This is a genomic window from Porticoccus sp. W117, from assembly GCF_030341905.1.
In the GTDB taxonomy this organism is placed as follows: domain Bacteria; phylum Pseudomonadota; class Gammaproteobacteria; order Pseudomonadales; family Porticoccaceae; genus SCSIO-12696.
Genome location: NZ_JATAAF010000007.1, coordinates 1 through 18,665 on the forward strand (window position 1 = coordinate 1; position 18,665 = coordinate 18,665).

The 18,665-nt window shown below is 53.5% G+C and carries 16 protein-coding genes; 7 read left to right on the top strand and 9 right to left on the bottom strand.

Translation table 11 applies throughout. The features are described 5' to 3' along the window. Positions 1–232 precede the first annotated feature (232 nt). Both QSV34_RS06870 and QSV34_RS06875 read left to right on the top strand, forming a co-directional pair. Entirely contained in the window at positions 233–649 is a 417-nt protein-coding gene (locus QSV34_RS06870) for a hypothetical protein (protein WP_289153161.1), read from the top strand. Positions 650–732: 83 nt separating this feature from the next. Continuing rightward, entirely contained in the window at positions 733–1,077 is a 345-nt protein-coding gene (locus QSV34_RS06875) for a hypothetical protein (protein WP_289153163.1), read from the top strand. Positions 1,078–1,860: 783 nt separating this feature from the next. Here the strand turns inward: QSV34_RS06875 and QSV34_RS06880 are convergent. After that, complete coding sequence (locus tag QSV34_RS06880) at positions 1,861–3,015, bottom strand: IS110 family RNA-guided transposase (protein ID WP_289153164.1); 1,155 nt, start codon at positions 3,013–3,015, stop codon at positions 1,861–1,863. A 481-nt stretch (positions 3,016–3,496) separates the two neighbouring features. Here QSV34_RS06880 and QSV34_RS06885 point away from each other — a divergent pair, with 481 nt between their 5' ends. The 3 genes from QSV34_RS06885 to QSV34_RS06895 all read left to right on the top strand — a co-directional run bounded on the left by QSV34_RS06885 (position 3,497) and on the right by QSV34_RS06895 (position 4,647). Further along, complete coding sequence (locus QSV34_RS06885) at positions 3,497–3,793, top strand: hypothetical protein (protein ID WP_289153165.1); 297 nt, start codon at positions 3,497–3,499, stop codon at positions 3,791–3,793. Positions 3,794–3,882: 89 nt separating this feature from the next. Continuing rightward, the gene (locus QSV34_RS06890) at positions 3,883–4,149 is read left to right on the top strand and encodes a hypothetical protein (RefSeq protein ID WP_289153167.1); all 267 of its coding nucleotides are present in this window, start codon (positions 3,883–3,885) and stop codon (positions 4,147–4,149) included. Positions 4,150–4,227: 78 nt separating this feature from the next. Next, a complete protein-coding gene (locus tag QSV34_RS06895; protein ID WP_289153169.1) occupies positions 4,228–4,647 on the top strand; it encodes a hypothetical protein in 420 nt (139 codons plus the stop codon). A gap of 41 nt (positions 4,648–4,688) precedes the next feature. Here the strand turns inward: QSV34_RS06895 and QSV34_RS06900 are convergent, their stop codons facing one another. Together QSV34_RS06900 and QSV34_RS06905 are read right to left on the bottom strand one after the other, a co-directional pair. After that, positions 4,689–5,006 (bottom strand): CcdB family protein, encoded by a 318-nt coding sequence (locus QSV34_RS06900; RefSeq protein ID WP_289153171.1) that lies wholly within the window; start codon positions 5,004–5,006, stop codon positions 4,689–4,691. Beyond that, complete coding sequence (locus QSV34_RS06905; RefSeq protein ID WP_289153173.1) at positions 5,006–5,251, bottom strand: type II toxin-antitoxin system CcdA family antitoxin; 246 nt, start codon at positions 5,249–5,251, stop codon at positions 5,006–5,008. The genes QSV34_RS06900 and QSV34_RS06905 overlap by 1 nt, the downstream gene beginning before the upstream one ends. Positions 5,252–5,415: 164 nt before the next feature. On the opposite strand from QSV34_RS06905, the gene QSV34_RS06910 reads away from it, so the two are divergent. After that, the gene (locus QSV34_RS06910) at positions 5,416–6,000 is read left to right on the top strand and encodes an HD domain-containing protein (RefSeq protein ID WP_289153175.1); all 585 of its coding nucleotides are present in this window, start codon (positions 5,416–5,418) and stop codon (positions 5,998–6,000) included. A gap of 39 nt (positions 6,001–6,039) precedes the next feature. On the opposite strand, the gene QSV34_RS06915 is transcribed toward QSV34_RS06910, so the two are convergent. The 6 genes from QSV34_RS06915 to QSV34_RS06940 all read right to left on the bottom strand — a co-directional run bounded on the left by QSV34_RS06915 (position 6,040) and on the right by QSV34_RS06940 (position 13,450). Beyond that, positions 6,040–7,695: a BatD family protein gene (locus QSV34_RS06915; protein WP_289153177.1), complete on the bottom strand. Its 1,656-nt coding sequence runs from the start codon at positions 7,693–7,695 to the stop codon at positions 6,040–6,042. 171 nt (positions 7,696–7,866) lie between these two features. Then, a complete protein-coding gene (locus tag QSV34_RS06920; RefSeq protein ID WP_289153179.1) occupies positions 7,867–9,756 on the bottom strand; it encodes a VWA domain-containing protein in 1,890 nt (629 codons plus the stop codon). Then, positions 9,749–10,747 carry a VWA domain-containing protein gene (locus QSV34_RS06925; protein WP_289153181.1) on the bottom strand — a complete coding sequence of 333 codons (999 nt, stop codon included), beginning with the start codon at positions 10,745–10,747 and terminating at the stop codon, positions 9,749–9,751. The genes QSV34_RS06920 and QSV34_RS06925 overlap by 8 nt, the downstream gene beginning before the upstream one ends. Beyond that, complete coding sequence (locus QSV34_RS06930; protein WP_289153182.1) at positions 10,740–11,267, bottom strand: DUF4381 domain-containing protein; 528 nt, start codon at positions 11,265–11,267, stop codon at positions 10,740–10,742. Before QSV34_RS06930 ends, QSV34_RS06925 begins: the two co-directional genes overlap by 8 nt. Continuing rightward, complete coding sequence (locus tag QSV34_RS06935; protein ID WP_289153183.1) at positions 11,264–12,205, bottom strand: DUF58 domain-containing protein; 942 nt, start codon at positions 12,203–12,205, stop codon at positions 11,264–11,266. The genes QSV34_RS06930 and QSV34_RS06935 overlap by 4 nt, the downstream gene beginning before the upstream one ends. A gap of 246 nt (positions 12,206–12,451) precedes the next feature. Then, on the bottom strand, positions 12,452–13,450 hold the full coding sequence (locus tag QSV34_RS06940; protein WP_289153185.1) for an AAA family ATPase: 999 nt from the start codon (positions 13,448–13,450) through the stop codon (positions 12,452–12,454). Positions 13,451–13,689: 239 nt separating this feature from the next. On the opposite strand from QSV34_RS06940, the gene QSV34_RS06945 reads away from it, so the two are divergent. Further along, a complete protein-coding gene (locus QSV34_RS06945) occupies positions 13,690–18,522 on the top strand; it encodes an NAD-glutamate dehydrogenase (protein ID WP_289153187.1) in 4,833 nt (1,610 codons plus the stop codon). The last annotated feature ends 143 nt before the right edge of the window (positions 18,523–18,665 follow it).

Genomic DNA, 18,665 nt, shown 5'->3' on the forward strand with positions numbered 1-18,665 from the left:
GGGCTAGACATTGTCTGCACCAAGTCGGCATCGAGCTGCCACGCTGAAAGCCTGGTGCGCAGGCTTGGGCCTCACCTTATCGCTTGAGAATCAATAACGAAATAATGGAATTTCAATCATACAAGTTGCTCAAGTTTACTCCGGCTGCAAAAAACGCAGCCTCCGCGGGACAGCCAAACCGTTGGTTTGTCTGCCCCTTATCAGGGCGTTACATTTTTATATCGGAGTAAAGATGAAAAATATTATATTAATAATCTCGGTCTTATTGTTCGCTAACAATGCGACAGGATATGAAGGTAATCCGACAAGTCAGGTAGATCAGTTTTTCTCAGAGATTTCTGCAGGAAAAGCCGATCAGGCAATCGATAATCTATATTCAAACAACCCAACCATGCAGCAGAAAATTCAAGCTCTTACTGTCTTAAAACAGCAAATCAATTCTCTGGGTGCTTTCTACGGTAATTATCTGGGTTTTGAAAAGGTTTCGTATGAAGAGATTTCACCATCCGTTGTTCGTATGGTTACGGTTGCTAAATATGAAGTTCATCCTATTGTTTGGGAGTTCTATTTTTACAAACCAAAAAATACTTGGATAATTAGCCAGGCAATGTTTGTAGATCAGTTTCAAGTTTTAGGTGCAAAAAAATAAATGTAACAAAGCGAAGCAACCGATTTATTTAAGGTTGCACCTTAAATAAACGGCTGTTCGCGGCGTTATGTGTAGGCGGGATAATGTCTAGTTCGAAGAAATATTTAGCAGTATTTCTGCTTAGCTTTCTAGGTTCTGGCATATTGGAGGCAATTTATCCAAGTGTTCAAGATGCTATATCTTTGGCTCATGCACTGATAATTGCGTTTCTTATGTTTGGTTGGTGTGTGTTGCATGCGTCTGAGCATAGTATTTCCCCTCCATCTGGCGCAAAAATTCTTTGTGCTTTTTTACCGCCAATTGGTGTTCCATATTATTTATACAAAAGTTTTGGCTTTAAAAACGGTAGCACCAAACTTGCGTTGGGGTTTTTATTTTTGGTTTGTTCATTTTTGGTTTATATGGCTCCCTTTTATGCTATTAGCTAGTCTCACACATAACCAGGCAAAGCACATGGACGCCGCTCCGCGTCGCCCATGTTTGCGGCGTTATGTTTACTAAAAATATGAATTTCATATGTCCAGTTTGCGGTTGGGATGGACTAGAGCTCGACCCTTCATATCCCAGCCATGAAATATGTAGCTGTTGCTCGTTTGAGTTTGGGTACGATGATGTTCCGGAAGAAAGAACTATTAATGTTCGAGTAGTTTCACAAGAAGGCGAAGTTTCCGGTGAATCGCAGGCCAGTAATTCATCTCCTTATACTACTAAGGAGGGGATGTATGAGTGGCATAGAAACTTTTGGATATCACATGGAATGAAGTGGTTTGATGGAAATCCTCCATCTAATTGGAATCCGCATGAACAATTAAGAAGGGTAAGTGTAAGTGAAACATAACCAGGTGCAGCACAGCGCGGCTGCGCCGCTCGGACAGCCAAAGCGCTGCTTTGCCTGCCCGTGTGCACGGCGTTGATATGACCCCGAATGTCAAATAGAACGTAGTTGTCCCTGCCTGTTTTTTCAAAGCCCTGTTTTACTTTCGATTAAGTGAGTCGATGCACTGAATGAAGCAAGTACTGTCGTCGGTTTACATGCTGATATTCGTGGGTTGCTGATCGTTTGATCAACCTGTCCAACCTTACTTTTTCCGTCGTGGTGCCTGTCTTCAGTCTATGCTCGTGGATCAATGAACAGAGTTCACTGCCTTCCTAACGCCGTCGGTGGTTGCACCACACCCGTTGCTTGATCCAATGCATCAACTCTAACCAAATCATGATGGCACCCTGGCCAACCGGGTTTTCGGGTCGACTTTGCTCAGCACCACTTCCTGGGATATTCGCCAGATAAAGGCGATCATCTCTCGCGCAATGGCAGCGATCACCAGATTGCGATGTTTACCTCGCTGCATTAACCGGCGATAACGCCGACACAGCCGCATCTGCGCTTGCCAGGCAATATCGATAATTTCCTTGCTTAACCCTTCCTGACGCTTCTGCATATCGGTAGAGATGTTGGCCGTGTACCGATAGCTGTGAGCGCCTTCCGTGAGTAACCGCCTTGCTCTGCAATTACCGGCCTTGGTGATTGCCCCCAGGTGTCGTCGTCCACCGCTGGAATGTTCACTGGGTGTTAGCCCCACATAACTCATCAACTTCCTGGGGTGGTCGAAACGGGTTAAATCCCCCAGTTCGGCAATTACTCCGGCGGCGACTAAAAGGCGAACACCGCGCATGGCCTGTATGGCTTTCACTACCGGGTAATAACGCCATAATTTGATCTGGTGGGCGAGTTCATTATCCAGCCGCTTGAGGCGGGCAATGCGTTCAGTGATCGTTTGAATCATCTCCTGCAGCACGATTTGTTGGCACTGGTGGGGAAGAATCAGCTCGGTGAGCCAGCGCAAATGTTTCATGGACCAGTTGGCTCGCCCGTCATAGTGAATATTATTGCGCAGCAGCAACGCCTTTAACTGATAGCGAGCGTCATTCAGATCCTTCATGGCGCGCTCACGAGCACGGGATAAATCCCGTATGGCTTCGTCTTCTGGTTCGGGCACATAGATGGGGTTGATATCGTGATTCTTCAAAAGCTGCGTCAACAAAGCGGCATCGCGTTTGTCGGTTTTAACCCGGTCGCCCGGTTTGCGAGGAATTAGCGACGGGGCGACGATGTAACAGCAGTGGCCGAGCTGACTCAACAAGCGATATACCCAATAGCCGCATGGGCCTGCTTCGTAGACAAAATGCAGAGTGGCTTTTGGGTATTTGGATTGCAGCTGTCGGCAGAGTTTTGAGATGGCGAGTTTGGTGGTTTTGATACGTCTCAGGTGCTGGACAGGAGAGCGTCGGTTGTTGAGGGAGTAGGCGATTTCGGTGAACTCTTTGTGCGTGTCTAGGCCGACAAAGATTATGCTATGGTTGCTCATGGCTAGCCTCCGATTGTATGGATGAGTACATACAGTATGGCTCTGGCTTTACGCTAACCCACGACCCGCGGAGGCTAGCCACCTTCGGGGTCATAATGTCTATGTGCCTTTAAGGCTTTTGTCATAAAAATAGAAAAGCTGTTGCACAAGATTCAGGATTTTGGTTTGTGCCAAGAAATACCAAAACATCACGGTTTGGCACCGAGGCAACGTGGCCCCAAAAGTAGGTAAAGTCAGTATTGTTAAATTCGGGGTGTTCGTTCTTCGTGGCACCGTTCAAAGGTAGGGCAGGGAGCAGTTTTGGTCGTTCACATCAAAAAGCAGGGTTTTGCCTTAACTGATAGTTTTGGTGTACTGGGCTACAACGTGCCAAGTCTGGCACATAACCAGTTGCTCAAGTGCACTCCGGGCCTACGGCCCTCCGCGGGACGTCGCACTGCGTGCGCCGCCCCTTAGCAAGGCGTTAACAGCAGGGTACATAATGAAGGACTATGAACTAGCTCAAAAGCTTCTCTTGCAGAGAGAAAAAGGTATACGAATTTCTGACTCACTATCTGCGATGAAAGGCAAGTTGACATTTAGGCTTATATTTTCATCTATTGCGGTATTTCTCTACTGGGTTAGCGAGGCTGGTCTGTTTCTTCTTGCTCTAGGTTGTTTTATAGGAGCAACGGCTCAGGAAATTGGGTTATTAAAGGCAATAGCAAAATCATGGCCATTTACCGAAAAAATCATCAATTGGCGTGAAGTTGAAAATATCTCTAAAGATCGCAGTTAACAAAGTGCAGCACTCTGCAGCTTCGCAGCTTGGACGCCGGCAAGCTGCGCCCATGTGCGCGACGTTGGTTTGATATGAAGGATATGCGAATGATTAGAACTGAGTTGTCGAGAGGCTTAATCTCTGTTGCAGAGGCTCAACGTTTAGTTCGTGTCTATTTGAACTCCCAAGAGTACGAGGCTGATGCTCCTCTTGAATCCAATAGAATCGAGTGGGAAATTAATGCCTTAGATAATGAGTTTGAGAAGCTGATCTTCTCTTTGAGGCCAGAAAATCAAGTTCCTGAGGCTTTGCGAGTTATTGAAAAAGTGTCCAAGTTCTTAGAGGAAGAAAGTGCTTCACGTAAAAACAGTTAACAAGATGTAGTGCACCGCGGCTGCGCCGCTTGGGCGCCCAAGCGGCGTCCATGTGCACGGATTCATATGGAGTGTGGTATGAAATATAAAAATTCGAAGGTATTGATATCGGCCTTGTATTTCGGAATAGCCTTCTTTCCACTCATGTCTATTGCTAGCGGATACTGGGCGTACAGTGAGTATACGGCGGGAATAGGCGGAAATTTTTTTATTTTCGTTATCGGCTCTTTGTTTTTTGGCTATCTCAGTTACCTTGGCTTCAAATTATTAAAGTACTTGCACCATGAATACACTCTTACAGATGAGGCTATAGAAATTTCAGCCGGAAAAAGAGTAGAGGTGCACAAATGGTCCTCAGGGATGAGGGTTAAAGAATCACATGCTTTGCAATTGTTTTGGCTATACTCGGCTGATAACAGGGTCATAGTTATGGTTGACTACATGATGCCAGGTTATAAAGAATTTAGTTCATTTATTGCTTTAAAGGTAAAAGCTTAGCAAGAGTGGGCTGACTGCCGCCGCGTCAGCTGCCTTGGGCCTTAAATGCCCGAAATAGCAAAATCCAATGAATTGATAATTTCCGATCTGATATGTGCAAGTGATCCTATTTGATTCTTTAAAATGGAAGCTGGTACAGAAGAAATTTGAGGGGTTAAAAGTAGTAACTCTTCATCAAGATAACTAATTGTTGGTGTAAGTTTATCCATCTCTTCATTTCGGAACGAAGATTTTAAGCCAAGTGGTATTACTATCCTTGTTGATAGATCTTCGAGAAAATTATTCTGTACATCAAGCAGGTAAGGCAGGTGTTTTTTACTTGTTTTGCTTGGGTTTTTGTAAACATCAAACTGGCTCATTAAAACGTCCTGAATTCGTCACTGAACAATCCGTTTTCTTCAACAAACTCATTGTATGCCCGAATGGCATTAGCGTTTTGCTGTTTCCAGGATTCGGCTTCTTTTTCAGCTAACTTGGCTCTCAGTGCTTGTTCTAGAGTGGCTGAAAGATTAATGTTGAGCAAGCGAGACTTTGCTAGTAAGTCACTGTTTATGCTGAGATTTGTAGGCTTTTTGGGGGCGTTTAAATCGTACAATGTTTGCATGTGTAGTCTCGTGCGTATGTTAATGCGCATAGATTACAGTAAGGCATCTAACAAGACAAACAAGCTGGCAGCTTTTCCGTTGCTCGTTTTTGTGCTGTACGTTACGCTGGCGCAAAAATAACCACTCCAAAGCTGTTGTCTATCGCGGTGCCAGGAGACAAAAATTGACCAACAGAATTTCAGAAATATCAGATTTCATGTTGCAGTTAGATGTCTTGAAGTCGGTGAATCGTCGCACCTACATCAATGGTGGTGAGAGAGTCGAAAACTCGGCAGAACATTCATGGCATTTAGCTATGGCTTGTTGGGCTTTCGCAGAGCTATTGCAAGATGATTACGACGTGCCGAAGCTCATTCAGTTGGCATTGATCCATGATCTCGGCGAAATCGGTGCTGGAGATACCTTTCTTTATAGCAGTCACAGAGACGATGCTCACATTCAGGAGCGTGAGAGTGTAAAGCAGATTGCTTCGCATTCGGGCAACCCAATTGGAAATATCGTTGAGCTTTGGGAAGAACAAGAAGCTGGTGAAAGCAAAGAAGCAAAATTACTGAAAGTCATTGATCGCCTGTTGCCATTCCTTCACAACATTACTAGTGAAGGTCGTGCATGGCAGGACAACGGCATACACAAGAATCAAGTGTTAAAGATGCATCAGTTTATTGAAAATGAGAACCCGGAAATCTACGGGTGGTTTATTTCAAAACTAGAGCATGCTGTTGAGCAGGGTTGGCTGGATGCTTCCTGACAAGGCAATAGTTCAGTTCCGAAATTTAAGAGCACTGCCTCACCCCGGATAAAGCGGCTGCAAGCCGTTTTTTTCTTTTCCTGAATTCGCTGTCCCACCATGAGCCCGGAAGCGTTTTAACTGGGTAGCAATCCACTGTAAATCCACCTCTGTTTTTACCGCGCCATAGAGCGACTGGTCAAGAGCCACCAGTTGCTTGGGCAGTTCCGGATCGCCGCTCAGCTGCCCCAGTTTGTCCAGGGTGATAGCGCTTTGATTGGGCCAGTAGCACTGCGCCCACTGCAGGATGGCTTCCCGAGTTTGTTTGATGTCACCGGCCTTGGCGTGGCGCCTTACGATGGTGAACAGTTCTTTTTCATCGCCGAGTTGTTGCTTTTCTTCAGGCTTGTTTTCAGCGGTTGGTAGTGATTTTCGCCGGCGAAGTTGCAACAGTAAAACAACGGCGATTATGGCGAGGGCGATATTGGTCGCAACGGACAGTTTTAATAACCAGCCAGATTGTTGCTCGACGGGTGCGGCGGGCGCGATTTGTGGTTGCACAGCGGTTGGTGTGTACGCAGTGGTTTCTGCCGGTAGTACTTGCAGTGTTCGCTCTGGCAGGCGGGCGGTTTCCAGTTGTTGGCTTTGGGTATTCCACCATTGCAGCTCTACGGCGGGCAGGGTGACGATGCCCGGCTGGTTGGGTACCAGAGCGACGGATTCGGTGCGGCTGGCCACCACTGTGTCACTGCCTGCTGCCTGTTCCAGTTGTGGTTGATCCGGGTAGCTGCGGAAGTCGCTGCTGGCGGGCAGGGGGATTTCAGGCAGCAGGGCGGAGGTGGTGCCCATACCGGTGAGGGTGATTTTGCGGGTCAATGGTTCGCCAACGCGCCATTCCTTGTTGGGGTCAATGGCTTGCTCTTTGAGTTCCACTTTGCGGGCGGGCAACCAGTGTCTGCCGCTGTTGGCGGGCTGGGGCTTTACGGCCAGGCTGAGTGGTTTGCTGAACTGGCTGAAGCGGCGACCGTTGCGAAAACGAATACTGCTGGGGCTGTAGGCGTTAATGCGAAACGCGGGAATGTCCAGAGTGCCGCTGGCGCTGGGGAAAACGGCAAATTTCCATTCAACCACCTCGTAGTTGCGTCCGTCCAGTGTTGCTCGGTATTCGCTGTGGCCCAGTTGCAGCACTTCGCTGTTGGCAATATCTCCCCAGCCTGGTTTGATATTGGCCAGCGGTACTTCGTGGTAGAGGCGGTAGGTCAGTAATAACTGTTCCTGCACATACAAGCTGTCTTTGTCCGCTTCCACATCGAGAAATACCGGGTTTTGCTCGCCGGGTTTGGTGGCCGCGGGCCGGACGTTGACGCTGATGGGTCGGCTGCTTGCGCCATCGACTTGAAAGGCGGGGATAGTGAGTGTGCCACTGCTCTTGGGGTGCAGGCTGATGGTCCAGGTAAGGGAAGACTCGGATTTGCCGTTGATCCAGCTGTAGTTCTGTTGGCGGCTGGGGGCGGATATTCGCTCAAAGTTGCTGTCGAGAACGGCGAAGTCTGGTTCTGAGGATGGGGTATCGCCCTGGTAGATAACGGTTAATTGCAAGGTCTCATTGGCGCTCAGGGTGGTGCGATCCACGGAACTGGTGAGGGTGGCGGCCGCTGACTGGACGGCAAATGCGGCCAGTGTGGTGGTGAGCAGAAGGCGTAGTAAAAAGGTCATTGTTGGTTAGTTATCAACTTTGAATTAAGCATACTGGATATTTTCCACCGTCATTGCGAGGAGCCGCAGGCGACGTGGCAATCTCTTTATTCGGAGTGTGTGGCTGGAGATTGCCGCGTCGCTTCGCTCCTCGCAATGACGGTTTAATTTTGTGGTGAGGCAAAACATAGGTCACCACCGCTCCGGCTGCCGCTGGGGCTGCTGCCGTTGTTGCTGGCGGCGAAACTTTTCTTTTAAAAAGGCGCCGGGGTTATCCGGCACTTTGCGCAAAAACTGCTCCATGGCGCGCTCGGCTTCTTCATCGCTGTTTTGCTGGGATGTGTCTTGCGCTGGTTGTTGGTCGCTCTGCTGTTCCGGCTCGCCATCAGGGGTTTGTTGTTCACTCTTTTGTTGCTGTTCTTTGTCTTGAGAGTCCGTATTTTGCGATTCAGAGTTTTGCGACTCAGAGTCTTGTGAATCAGCGCTTCGCGAATCAGAGGAATCACTATCCTCGTTATTTTGCTGAGAGTCGCTCTGTTCAGAATCCTGCTGCTGGGATTCGCCGTCCTGGGTTTCACTGTCCTTGGATTCGCTTTTTTCGGATTCGTTGTCCTGATGTGAATCAGACTCTTGTGGCTGATTTTGCTGTTGTTGCTTGAGCTGTTCCACCAGTGCTTTGTTGGCGGCGGCGTCCTGGTGTTGTGGGTTCTTCTGCAGCGCTTGGTTGTAGGCATCAATGGCTTTGTCCAGCTCGCCCAGTTGCGCCAACGCGTTGCCCTGGTTGTACAGGCCATCGGCGCTACTGTCTTGTTGGAATGCCTCCAGCGCAGTCTGGTAATCGCCCTGGCGATAAGCGGCACTGCCGCGCCATTGGGGGGAGCGGAATTGTTCCGCTGCCTGTTCGTATTGCTGGTTGCGAAAAGCGTCCTGGCCGCGCTGGTCCGGTGTCTTGAGGAAGTCTGGTAGCTGACGGGAAAGGCGTTCTGGAAGTGATGTGTTGTCATCGGCCTGTGCTGGCGTGCTGGGCAACAGAGTCAGCAGCGGGGCGAGCAGCAAACAGGCCACCAAGCCTTTGCGAAAGGCCAGTAAAGCCAGGGGCAACAACAGCAGTGCCAACCAGTAGCCCTGGTCGTGCCAGCTGTCAAAGGTGCGTTCCAATTGTTCCCGCTGTTGCCCCAGCGGTGACTGAGTGACGTTGTCGATATGCGCTAACAGCAGTTCCAGGTCACGGTTGTCGGCAGTGAGGTCGCTGTATTGGCCGCCGTTGCTTTGCGCCAGTTGGGCCAATGGTTGGCGCGACAATTTGGGCATAACGATATTGCCGCCGCTGTCTTTGGCAAAGCTGCCGTCCCCCAGGGGTATGGGGGCACCTTGTTCGCTGCCAACGCCGAGAATCGACAGCCGCAGGCCAGTGCCACGCAGGGTTTGCTGGATATAGCGGCGTGCGCTGGCGGCCACACCGTCGCTGATCAGCAACAAGTCGCCACCGCTGACACCGCTGTTTTTCAGTGTTTTCAGGGCCAGATCGAAAGCGGCTTCGGTATTGCTGCCGGGGGTGCTGATCAGCTGCGGGGTCAGTACGGGCAGTTGTGAGACGATGGTGGCGCTGTCGTCGGTTAAGGGGGTCACCAGGTGGGCGCTGCCGCCATAAACAACCAATGCGGTTTGCCCTTCGTTGCGCTGCTGCAGGATATCCTGCAGTTTGAAGCGCGCACGGGTGATGCGGTCTGGCTTGATGTCTTGCGCTGCCATGGATGGAGACAGATCCAGCAAAACCACCAGGGCGCTTTGATCCCGGTGCAGGGGCTGCGGCAGTTGCTGCCAGGTGGGCCCGGCCAGTGCCAGGGAGGCCAGAGTCAGTGCCAGCAACCACAGCCACAGGCGGGCGCGCTGGTTGGAGTTGGATTCCCCGCCTGATTCCAACATCAGGGGTAGCCAGCGCGGGTCGATCACTTTGCTCCAATCACCCAGTGCCATACGGTTGCGCCCCAGCCACAGCAGCAAGGCACCCAGGGGCAATGCCAGCAACCACCAAGGGCGCAGCCAGTGAAAGTCGTTGAATAATTGTTGCCACTCAGCCATTGCGACCTCTCCATGCTCCCTGTGACAACAATAAGCGCCGCGCCAACAACAGCAGCGCGGCCAGCAGGGCCGCACTCAATGGCCAGTGGAAAAGTGCTTTGCTGGGGCGCAGGGTTTCCGCATCCTGTTCCACCGGTTCCAACTCATCCAGGTGGTGGTAGATGTTGTTCAGCTGCTGCACGTCTTTGGCGCGATAAAACTGGCCATCGGTAAGGTTGGCAATCTCCAGCAGGGTTTTCTCGTCTACCTGATTGCGGCTAAACCAACTGTTTCGACCGCCACCAATACCAACCGTGTAAATTTTAATGCCCAACTGTGCGGCTGCCTGCGCGGCTTCTACAGGCTGTAAAGTGCCGGCGGTGTTGGAGCCATCGGTCAGCAAAATCAAAATCCGGTGATTTTCCGGGCGTTCCTTAAGCTGCTTGACGGCGAGGCCAATGGCGTCGCCGATGGCGGTGGCTGAGCCGGCCATGCCCAGTTCCGCTTCCTGCAGCAATTGGTTGACTGTGGTGCGATCAAAAGTCAGCGGCGCTTGCAGATAGGCCTGGCCACCAAACAGAATCAAACCCAGACGGTCGCCGCTGCGGCGTTCCACAAATTGGCCCACCACCGCTTTGGCGGCGAGAATTCGTCGCAGCACATCTCGCCCCAGAGGCATATCTGGTTCATTCATGCTTTCGGAAATATCCACCGCCAGCAACAGGTCGCGGCCGCTGGTGGGCAGTTCAATTTCTTCGCCAATCCACACCGGGCGGGCGGCAGCCAGCAAACAGCCAAGCCAGACGACAACCAGCAGTAAATAAGCCCAGGGGCTTTTGCGGGCGGGGCCCTGGGTGTCAGCCTCGGCATCCAGTAATTGCTGATACACCGGCACCGTTAACGCGGCGCTCTGTTGGGCCAGGGCAGGGCGCAGAGCGCGATACAACCAGGGGGCGGGCAGCAACCACAGCAACCAGCTCCACTGCCAGACCAGGGTGGCGGAATCAGCCATTCGCCTGCCTCCCGCCAAATTGCAGGGTTGTGATGGCGGCAATCCATTGCAGGGCGCTGCGCTGTAATTCCTGGGTGGTGGCTGTACTTAAAGGCGCCGGTGCGCCAGCGTAGAGTTGTTGTTCCACCTGAAAGGCTAACTCCTGGCTGAAATAATGCTGCCCTTTGCGGCCACGGGCCTGCAGCAGTTGAGCCGTGGGTTGGCTGCTGGCCAGGCGCAAGGTTTGGTTGCCTGATGACAGCAGGCAGCGGCGCAGTGTGGCGACCAGCTGCTGGCACAGGGTGCTCTGGTTTTGGTGATTGTGGAAATCCGCAAAGTGCTGCGACAGCATACGTTGTGCCAAGCGACGATAGCGGTTGCGGCGAAAGCGGCGCCACCACAGCCACAGACCGAATGCCAACAACACAGCCACGGCGATCAGCAATGCCCACAAGCCCGGCGCCAGCGGCCACCAGCCTGTAGCTTCCGGCAGGTGGATGTCCCGCAGTTGCGCCAGTGGATTCGCTGTTTGGCCGTTCATGCCCGGCGCCTCTGTTTGCTGTAGTGGCTGCGCAGCAGTTGTACCACCGAGTCATCGGTGCTGACCCTCAGCAGCCCCATACCCAACTGTGCGGCGAGTTTTTGCAATTGCTTGTTGTGGTCGTCAAACAGGGCACTGCAGCGCTGCTGCAGTTGACGGCTGCGGGTGTTGAGCAGGCGGCGCTCGCCATTGCTAACGATGGGGTAGGTGCCCGCCGGGGGCAGCTGGCGTTCCAGCGGGTCGAATACCTGGCAGAGGGTGAGGTCGCAGTGGCGGGTGAGGGTGTACAGGTGTTCGCGGCTGGCATTGTCTATGTCGTGGAAGTCGCTGATCACAAACAGGGAGGTGCCGGGGTGGGCGATGCGACGGCCTTCCTCCAGCAGCTTTGCCAGGGTGAATTTATTGCTGTCGGCGCCGGGCAGTTGTGAGCACAAATCGTGCAGGCCGTGGATCAGCTGCAGCACGTTGTGGTGGCTGCGGCGGGGGCGCACAGTAATTTGTTGCTGCGGGCCGAACAGCAGGGCGCCCACCCGATCGTTTTTATCGATTCCGGCCCAGGCCAGGGCGGTAGCCAGCTCGCAAACCGTGCTGGCCTTAAGGCGCTTGCTGCCAAACAACATGGCGCGGCGCAGATCGGCGATCACCAACACCGGGCGCTCGCGCTCCTCCCGAAATACCTTGGTGTGGGGTGTTTCCGTGCGCGCGGTTACCCGCCAGTCGATGGAGCGCACATCGTCCCCTGCCTGGTAGTGGCGCACTTCCTCAAAATCCATACCGCGGCCACGAAAGCTGGAACGCACCTGTCCAGCCAGCTGGCTGCCAACAATTTTGCGAGGGAAAAACGTCAGATCGCCAATGCCGTGGCGCAATTGCACCAGGGCGTCGATATTGGCGACGGCGGTGGCGAATTGGTTGGCGGTGGTAGAGGGCTTGGTCATGGTGTGGTCGCCCGCGGTGTTTGATCAGTCGGTCGCACGTCGCATGTCGCACGTCGCACGCTAAAACCAAGCACGCTGTAGATAATCAAGCTGTATGCCATCATCCGCTGCCAGTAGCCACCAAAACCTTCAGCAAAGTGCTGTTGTATATCGAAGGTGCCTTTAGCGTGCGACGTGCGACGTGCGACGTGCGACCCATCAAAAAGAACTCCATAGCCAAGCATCACTACTACCTCATCTACGGAGCTACGCCGACGGCACCACTTCCAACAATTTATCAATCACCTGATTGGCATCGATACCTCTGGCTTCGCTTTCGAAGCTGAGTATCAGGCGGTGGCGCAGTACGTCGTGGGCGACGCTGCGGACATCGTCGGGGCTGACGTAGTCGCGGCCTTGCAGCCAGGCGTGGGCGCGGGCGCAGCGGTCGAGGGCAATGGTGGCACGGGGGCTGGCGCCGTATTCCAGCCAATCGCCGATGTCGCTGCCCTGTTCTTTTGAGTAGGCATCCGGTTGGCGGGTGGCCAGTACCAGTTGTATCAGGTATTCCTCTACCTGCTCTGACATATGCAGCGCCGCCACTTGCTTGCGTGCCGCCAGCAGGTTGTCTTCGCTGACCACCTGGGGCTGTGGCTGTGTTTCCTCAAGGGCTTCGCCACGGGTGATGCGGAGGATTTCCCGCTCCGCTTCCGGGGCCGGGTAGTCCACCATTACGTGCATCAGGAAGCGATCCATCTGTGCTTCCGGCAGCGGATAGGTGCCTTCCTGTTCAATGGGGTTTTGGGTGGCCATTACCAGAAACAGCTTGGGCAGGGAGTAGGTTTTGCGGCCCACACTAATTTGCCGCTCCGCCATGGCTTCCAGCAGCGCCGATTGCACTTTGGCCGGGGCGCGGTTGATTTCGTCCGCCAGAACCAGGTTGTGGAAGATGGGGCCGGGCTGGAACTGAAAAGAACCTTCCTGGTGGCGGTAAATGTCGCTGCCGGTAATGTCCGCGGGCAGCAGGTCCGGGGTGAACTGGATGCGATGAAAATCCCCCTCAATACCATCCGCCAGGGTTTTGATGGCGCGGGTCTTGGCAAGGCCGGGAGCCCCTTCCACCAGCAGGTGACCGTCTGCCAGCAGGGCGATCAGCAGGCGCTCGTTAAGGTGGCTCTGGCCGACAATCTGGCTGTTGAGCCATTGGCGCAAGTCCGCCAGGGGCTGTTGCAGGTCTGGTGAACCAGAAGAGGGCGTGCATTCCATTTAACTATACCGTTATTTACTATTTGATAACCCGCACACCATCTTTGGTAGTGCGGCTGGGGGCGGAAGATTGTAAACTTCCATCAATTCACTCGCCAGCTTGTTTGCCTGCTGTGATGCGACATTTGGAGTGTCTTGTCGAGAAGACTCTAAAAGAGCATGTGCACAGCGAGAAGTTCCAGGCGAGTCGAGGGCTCCACCTAAAATTCAGGCCAGACAATAATACTCAGGAGAACGGTGTGAATAAGTTTCAAGATCACGAGCGCTATCAGCAGGTAGAAAAAAAGGTCAGAGAGGACCACGCCCACTACGATATGGAGCATCTGCTGCCTTTCACCCACAAGCTGTTCAGCCTGTTGCCGGTGTCAGACTACGAAAACACCCCGGTCAGCGACTTGTCTGGTTTTGTGGGCTCTACTTGGGAATTTATTCAGGAATACAGCGGCGAAGGCCCGAAAATCCGCGTCTTCAATCCCACTCTGGAAGAGGATGGCTGGCTCAGCCCTCACTCGGTGGTGTATGTGTTGAAAAACGACATGCCGTTCCTGGTGGACTCTCTGCGTATTGAGCTCAATAACCGCGGCATCAATATTCACCAGACCAAAAGCATCATCACCAAAGTAAAACGGGATGCCAAGGGCAAGGCAGTGGCCTTTGGCGATGCCAAGGGCACCAAGCAGGAAGCCCTGATGATGTTCCTGATCGACCTGCATTCCTCTCAGGAGGAGCTGGAAGAAGTGGCCAGCGGCCTGGAAGATGTACTGGCAGATGTAAAAGTGGTGGTTCAGGATTTCCAGCCCATGCTGGATCGCGTAGAACGCCTGGTGGAAGAGACCGCCGAACTGAAGAAGGGGGTTTCCGCTGAAGACCGCGACGACGCGGTTGAGTTACTCAAGTGGATGCACAGTGGTTACTACACCTTTCTGGGGTGTTCGGAATACAGCCTGAAGACCGTTAAGGGTAAGCAGGTGGTTACCGAGTTGGAAGATGAGCGCCTTGGCCTGTTCCGTCTGCACGGCACCAAGCAGACCAGCGCCGATCTGGAATCCCTGAACCCCGGTGTTAAGGATTTCTACGATCGCGACGGTCTGTTGGGCTTTACCTATTCGTCGGTACGCTCGCGGGTGCACCGCAGTGTTCACGCCGATTACATTGTGGTGAAGAAGCTCAACAAGAGCGGCAAACCGGTGGGCGAAGTGCGCTTGCTGGGCATGTTTACCTCACCGGTTTACACCATGAAGCCGGCACTGATTCCGGTATTGCGCAATAAAGTGAAGCGGGTGATAGAGCGCTCCGGCCTGCTGCCCAATAGCCACGACGGCAAGGCTTTGCAGCAATTGCTGGATGTACACCCCCGTGACGAACTGTTCCAGAGCTCGGACGACGAGCTCTACAAAAACATGATTGCCACCTGGCAGATTAATGAGCGCCGCAAGGTGCGCTTCTTTATGCGCCACGACGTATACGGGCGCTTTGTCAGCTGCATGGTGTATGTGCCCAGAGACCTGTACAACACCGACGTGCGCCACCGCATTGAAAATATGCTGGCGGAACATCTGGGTGCCACGGAGCGAGAGTTTTACACCTATTTGTCAGAGTCCGTACTGGCCCGAATCCAGTTTATATTCCGGGTCAATAGCGACCGCTACAAGTCCCTCGACGTGGCGGAGCTGCAGCAGAAAATCATCCAGATTACCCGCAATTGGAGCGATGACTTGCGAGAAGCGGTTATCGACCACTACGGCGAAGAAGAAGGCCAGCGTATTTGTCGTGCCTACGCCAGCGGCTTCTCTACGTCTTATCAGGAACATTTTGACCCCCGTGCTGCGCTCGGCGACATCGGCCTGATGGAATCCATCGACGATAACAACAAGATCGCCATGAGCTTCTATCAGCCGCCGGCTGTGGATAAAGACGTGATGCGCTTTAAGGTGTTCCACCGGGATACACCGCTGGATTTGTCGTCTATGGTGCCGCTGTTGGAAAACCTCGGCTTCCAGGTACAGGGTGAGCACCCCTACATCATTGAAACCAGTAAAGGCGAAGTGCATCTGTCGGACTTCACCTTGAAATTCCGCATGGGCGTGGGTGTGGATGTGCCCTCGGTACGCAATAACTTCCAGGATGCCTTCCGCGCCATCTGGACCGGTGAAACCGACGACGACTTCTTTAACCGCCTGGTGATTGGTGCTCGCCTGGACTGGCGTTCTGTCGCCATGCTGCGTATGTACGGCCGCTACATGAAGCAGCTGGGCTTTAGCCTGGGGCAGCGCTTTATTGCCGACACCCTGTCCAAGCATCTGGATACCGCCCGCAATCTGGTGGCCTTGTTCAAGAGCTACTTTGATCCGACCCACGAAGGGGAAGGGCGCGCCGCTCGCCTGACCAAAAAGATATCCGCTGACCTGGATGCGGTGTCTAACCTTAGTGAAGACAAGGTGCTGCGCACCTATCTGAACCTGATTAACGCCACCTTGCGTACCAACTTCTTCCAGCACGACAAGGATGGCAATCACAAACCGTATATCTCCATCAAACTGGCCACTCACCAGTTACAGGAAGCGCCCAAGCCGCGCCCTGAGTTTGAAATTTACGTGTACTCCCCCCGCATGGAAGGTGTGCACCTCCGTGGCGGCAAGGTGGCACGCGGTGGTTTGCGCTGGTCAGACCGCATGGAGGATTACCGCACCGAAGTACTGGGCCTGGTAAAAGCCCAGCAGGTGAAAAACGCGGTAATTGTTCCCACCGGTTCCAAAGGCTGTTTTGTGGCCAAGAATTTGCACAAAACCAACGGCCGTGAAGAGTTTATGGCGGAGGGCATTGCCTGTTACCAGACCTTTATTCGCGGTTTGCTGGACGTTACCGACAACATTGTTGGCGGTGAAATTGTGCCCCCCAAAGAAGTGGTGCGTCGGGACGAAGACGACCCCTATCTGGTGGTGGCAGCGGATAAGGGCACTGCTACTTTCTCCGACATCGCCAACGCCATTTCCGATGAATACGGCCACTGGCTGGGAGATGCTTTCGCGTCTGGCGGTTCCAACGGTTACGACCACAAAGGCATGGGTATTACCGCCCGCGGTGCCTGGGTGGCTGTGCAGCGTCACTTCCGTGAAATTGGCATCAACACCCAGGAAGACGAATTTACCGTTATTGGTATCGGCGATATGGGCGGTGATGTATTCGGCAACGGCATGCTGTTGTCGGAAAAAATTCGCCTCAAGGTGGCGTTCAACCACCTGCACATCTTCATCGACCCGAACCCGGATGCGGCGGCCACTTTCGCGGAGCGCCAGCGCTTGTTTGATACCCCTCGTTCCACCTGGGCAGACTTCGACAGCAAGCTGATTTCCAAGGGCGGTGGTGTGTTTGATCGCAGCGCCAAATCCATTGTGCTGACCCCGGAAATCAAGGAGTCCTTTGGCATTGAAGAGGACGAGCTGCCTCCCACCGAGCTGATCCACGAGCTGCTGAAGTCCGAAGTGGACATGATCTGGAACGGCGGTATTGGCACCTACGTGAAGGCCAGCGATGAAAGCCACGACGAAGTGGGCGATCGCGCCAACGACAGCCTGCGTGTTAACGGTAAGGAACTGCGCTGCCGGGTATTCGGCGAGGGCGGTAACCTGGGCCTGACCCACCGTGGCCGCATTGAGTTTTGCCAGAACGGCGGTGCCTGTAACACCGACTTTATCGACAACGCCGGTGGTGTGGACTGTTCCGACCACGAGGTGAACATCAAGATTCTGCTCAACGAGCTGGTGGCCACCGAAGACCTGACCACCAAACAGCGCAACGTCTTCCTGGAGAAGATGACCGACGATGTTTCCGACCTGGTACTGGCCAACAACTACCAGCAAACCCAGGCCATTAGTGTTGCCGAGTTCCACTGTAACAGTAACCTGGCGGAGTACTGGCGCTTTATCACCACTCTGGAATCCAAAGGCCGTCTGGACCGCGCTCTGGAATTCCTGCCCAGCGATGAGGAAATGGGCGAGCGTGATGGTCGCGGCCAGGGCCTGGTTCGCCCGGAGCTGTCTACTCTGATTTCCTACGCCAAGGTAGAGCTGAAAGAAGCCCTGATCGACTCCGACGTGGCGGACAATGAGTATATGGCTCAGGCGGTGGAAAGCCTGTTCCCGCAGCAGATGCGCAAGAAGTACCTGCCGCAGATTCACCAGCACAGTCTGAAGCGTGAAATCATTGCCACCCAGTTGGCCAATGAGCTGATCAACACCATGGGCCTGACCTTCTACATGCGTCAGGTGGAATCCACCGGTGCTACCGCCGGTGAGGTGTTGAAGGCCTACGCCATCGTCCGCGATATCTTTAAGCTGCCGCAGGTGTGGGCAGATCTGGAAGCGCTGGACTACAAGGTGTCGTCGGCACTGCAGCTGGAACTGATCACCATTTACATGCGCCTTGGCCGTCGTGCCACTCGCTGGATTCTGCGCAACTGGCGCGGTTCGCTTGATCCGGCCAAGCTGGTTCCGCAAATGCGCATGAAGATGGAAAAAGTGCTCAAGGTACTGCCGAAAATCATGGTGGGGGATCACAAGGAAAAATGGGATGCCCTGCACGGCAATCTGACCAGCAATGGCGTTAGCCCACAGGCAGCGGAACTGGCCGCCAGCTCCAACAGCCTGTACTTCGCCCTGGGTGTGGCGGAAATGTCCATCAACAACAGTATTCCTGTGGAATACGTGATTGAGCTCTACCACCTGATGGGCAACCAGCTTTCCCTCGACTGGTTCGGTGATCAAATTGTTTCCCTGCGGCCTGAAAACCGCTGGAAAGACTTTGCCCGTGAGTCCTTTGTGGATGAGCTGGAAACCCACCGCCGCGAGCTGACTCAGGCTGTGTTGAAAGAGTACGGCCAGCAGAAGGACATCAAGAAAATCCTTCAGGACTGGCACGACAAGCACGAGCAGCTGGTGGATCGCTGGATGGAAACCGTACAGGAACTGCGTTCTACCACCACCCAGGACTTTGCCATGTACTCGGTGGCTCTGCGTGAGCTGCAGGACTTGTCGCGCAGCACCGCATCCCGCCAGGCACTGACGGCGGGGTAGGCAGTACCGGGCTGCGAGCCACGGGCTTCGTGCCGCCTCTGTAGGTCGCCCTTCAGGGCGTCAAGTAAAGCGTATTAGCCGCTTATCTTGACGGCCTGAAGGCCGACCTACTTGCTTTTCAGGAAAGTGATATCAAGAAAGCG

What these genes read in the sequence shown, in the direction of transcription:
- QSV34_RS06870 (WP_289153161.1), top strand. Translation starts at nt 233, where the DNA reads ATGAAAAATATTATATTAATAATCTCGGTCTTATTGTTCGCTAACAAT.
- QSV34_RS06875 (WP_289153163.1), top strand. Translation starts at nt 733, where the DNA reads ATGTCTAGTTCGAAGAAATATTTAGCAGTATTTCTGCTTAGCTTTCTA.
- QSV34_RS06880 (WP_289153164.1), bottom strand. Translation starts at nt 3,015, where the DNA reads ATGAGCAACCATAGCATAATCTTTGTCGGCCTAGACACGCACAAAGAG.
- QSV34_RS06885 (WP_289153165.1), top strand. Translation starts at nt 3,497, where the DNA reads ATGAAGGACTATGAACTAGCTCAAAAGCTTCTCTTGCAGAGAGAAAAA.
- QSV34_RS06890 (WP_289153167.1), top strand. Translation starts at nt 3,883, where the DNA reads ATGATTAGAACTGAGTTGTCGAGAGGCTTAATCTCTGTTGCAGAGGCT.
- QSV34_RS06895 (WP_289153169.1), top strand. Translation starts at nt 4,228, where the DNA reads ATGAAATATAAAAATTCGAAGGTATTGATATCGGCCTTGTATTTCGGA.
- QSV34_RS06900 (WP_289153171.1), bottom strand. Translation starts at nt 5,006, where the DNA reads ATGAGCCAGTTTGATGTTTACAAAAACCCAAGCAAAACAAGTAAAAAA.
- QSV34_RS06905 (WP_289153173.1), bottom strand. Translation starts at nt 5,251, where the DNA reads ATGCAAACATTGTACGATTTAAACGCCCCCAAAAAGCCTACAAATCTC.
- QSV34_RS06915 (WP_289153177.1), bottom strand. Translation starts at nt 7,695, where the DNA reads ATGACCTTTTTACTACGCCTTCTGCTCACCACCACACTGGCCGCATTT.
- QSV34_RS06920 (WP_289153179.1), bottom strand. Translation starts at nt 9,756, where the DNA reads ATGGCTGAGTGGCAACAATTATTCAACGACTTTCACTGGCTGCGCCCT.
- QSV34_RS06925 (WP_289153181.1), bottom strand. Translation starts at nt 10,747, where the DNA reads ATGGCTGATTCCGCCACCCTGGTCTGGCAGTGGAGCTGGTTGCTGTGG.
- QSV34_RS06930 (WP_289153182.1), bottom strand. Translation starts at nt 11,267, where the DNA reads ATGAACGGCCAAACAGCGAATCCACTGGCGCAACTGCGGGACATCCAC.
- QSV34_RS06935 (WP_289153183.1), bottom strand. Translation starts at nt 12,205, where the DNA reads ATGACCAAGCCCTCTACCACCGCCAACCAATTCGCCACCGCCGTCGCC.
- QSV34_RS06940 (WP_289153185.1), bottom strand. Translation starts at nt 13,450, where the DNA reads ATGGAATGCACGCCCTCTTCTGGTTCACCAGACCTGCAACAGCCCCTG.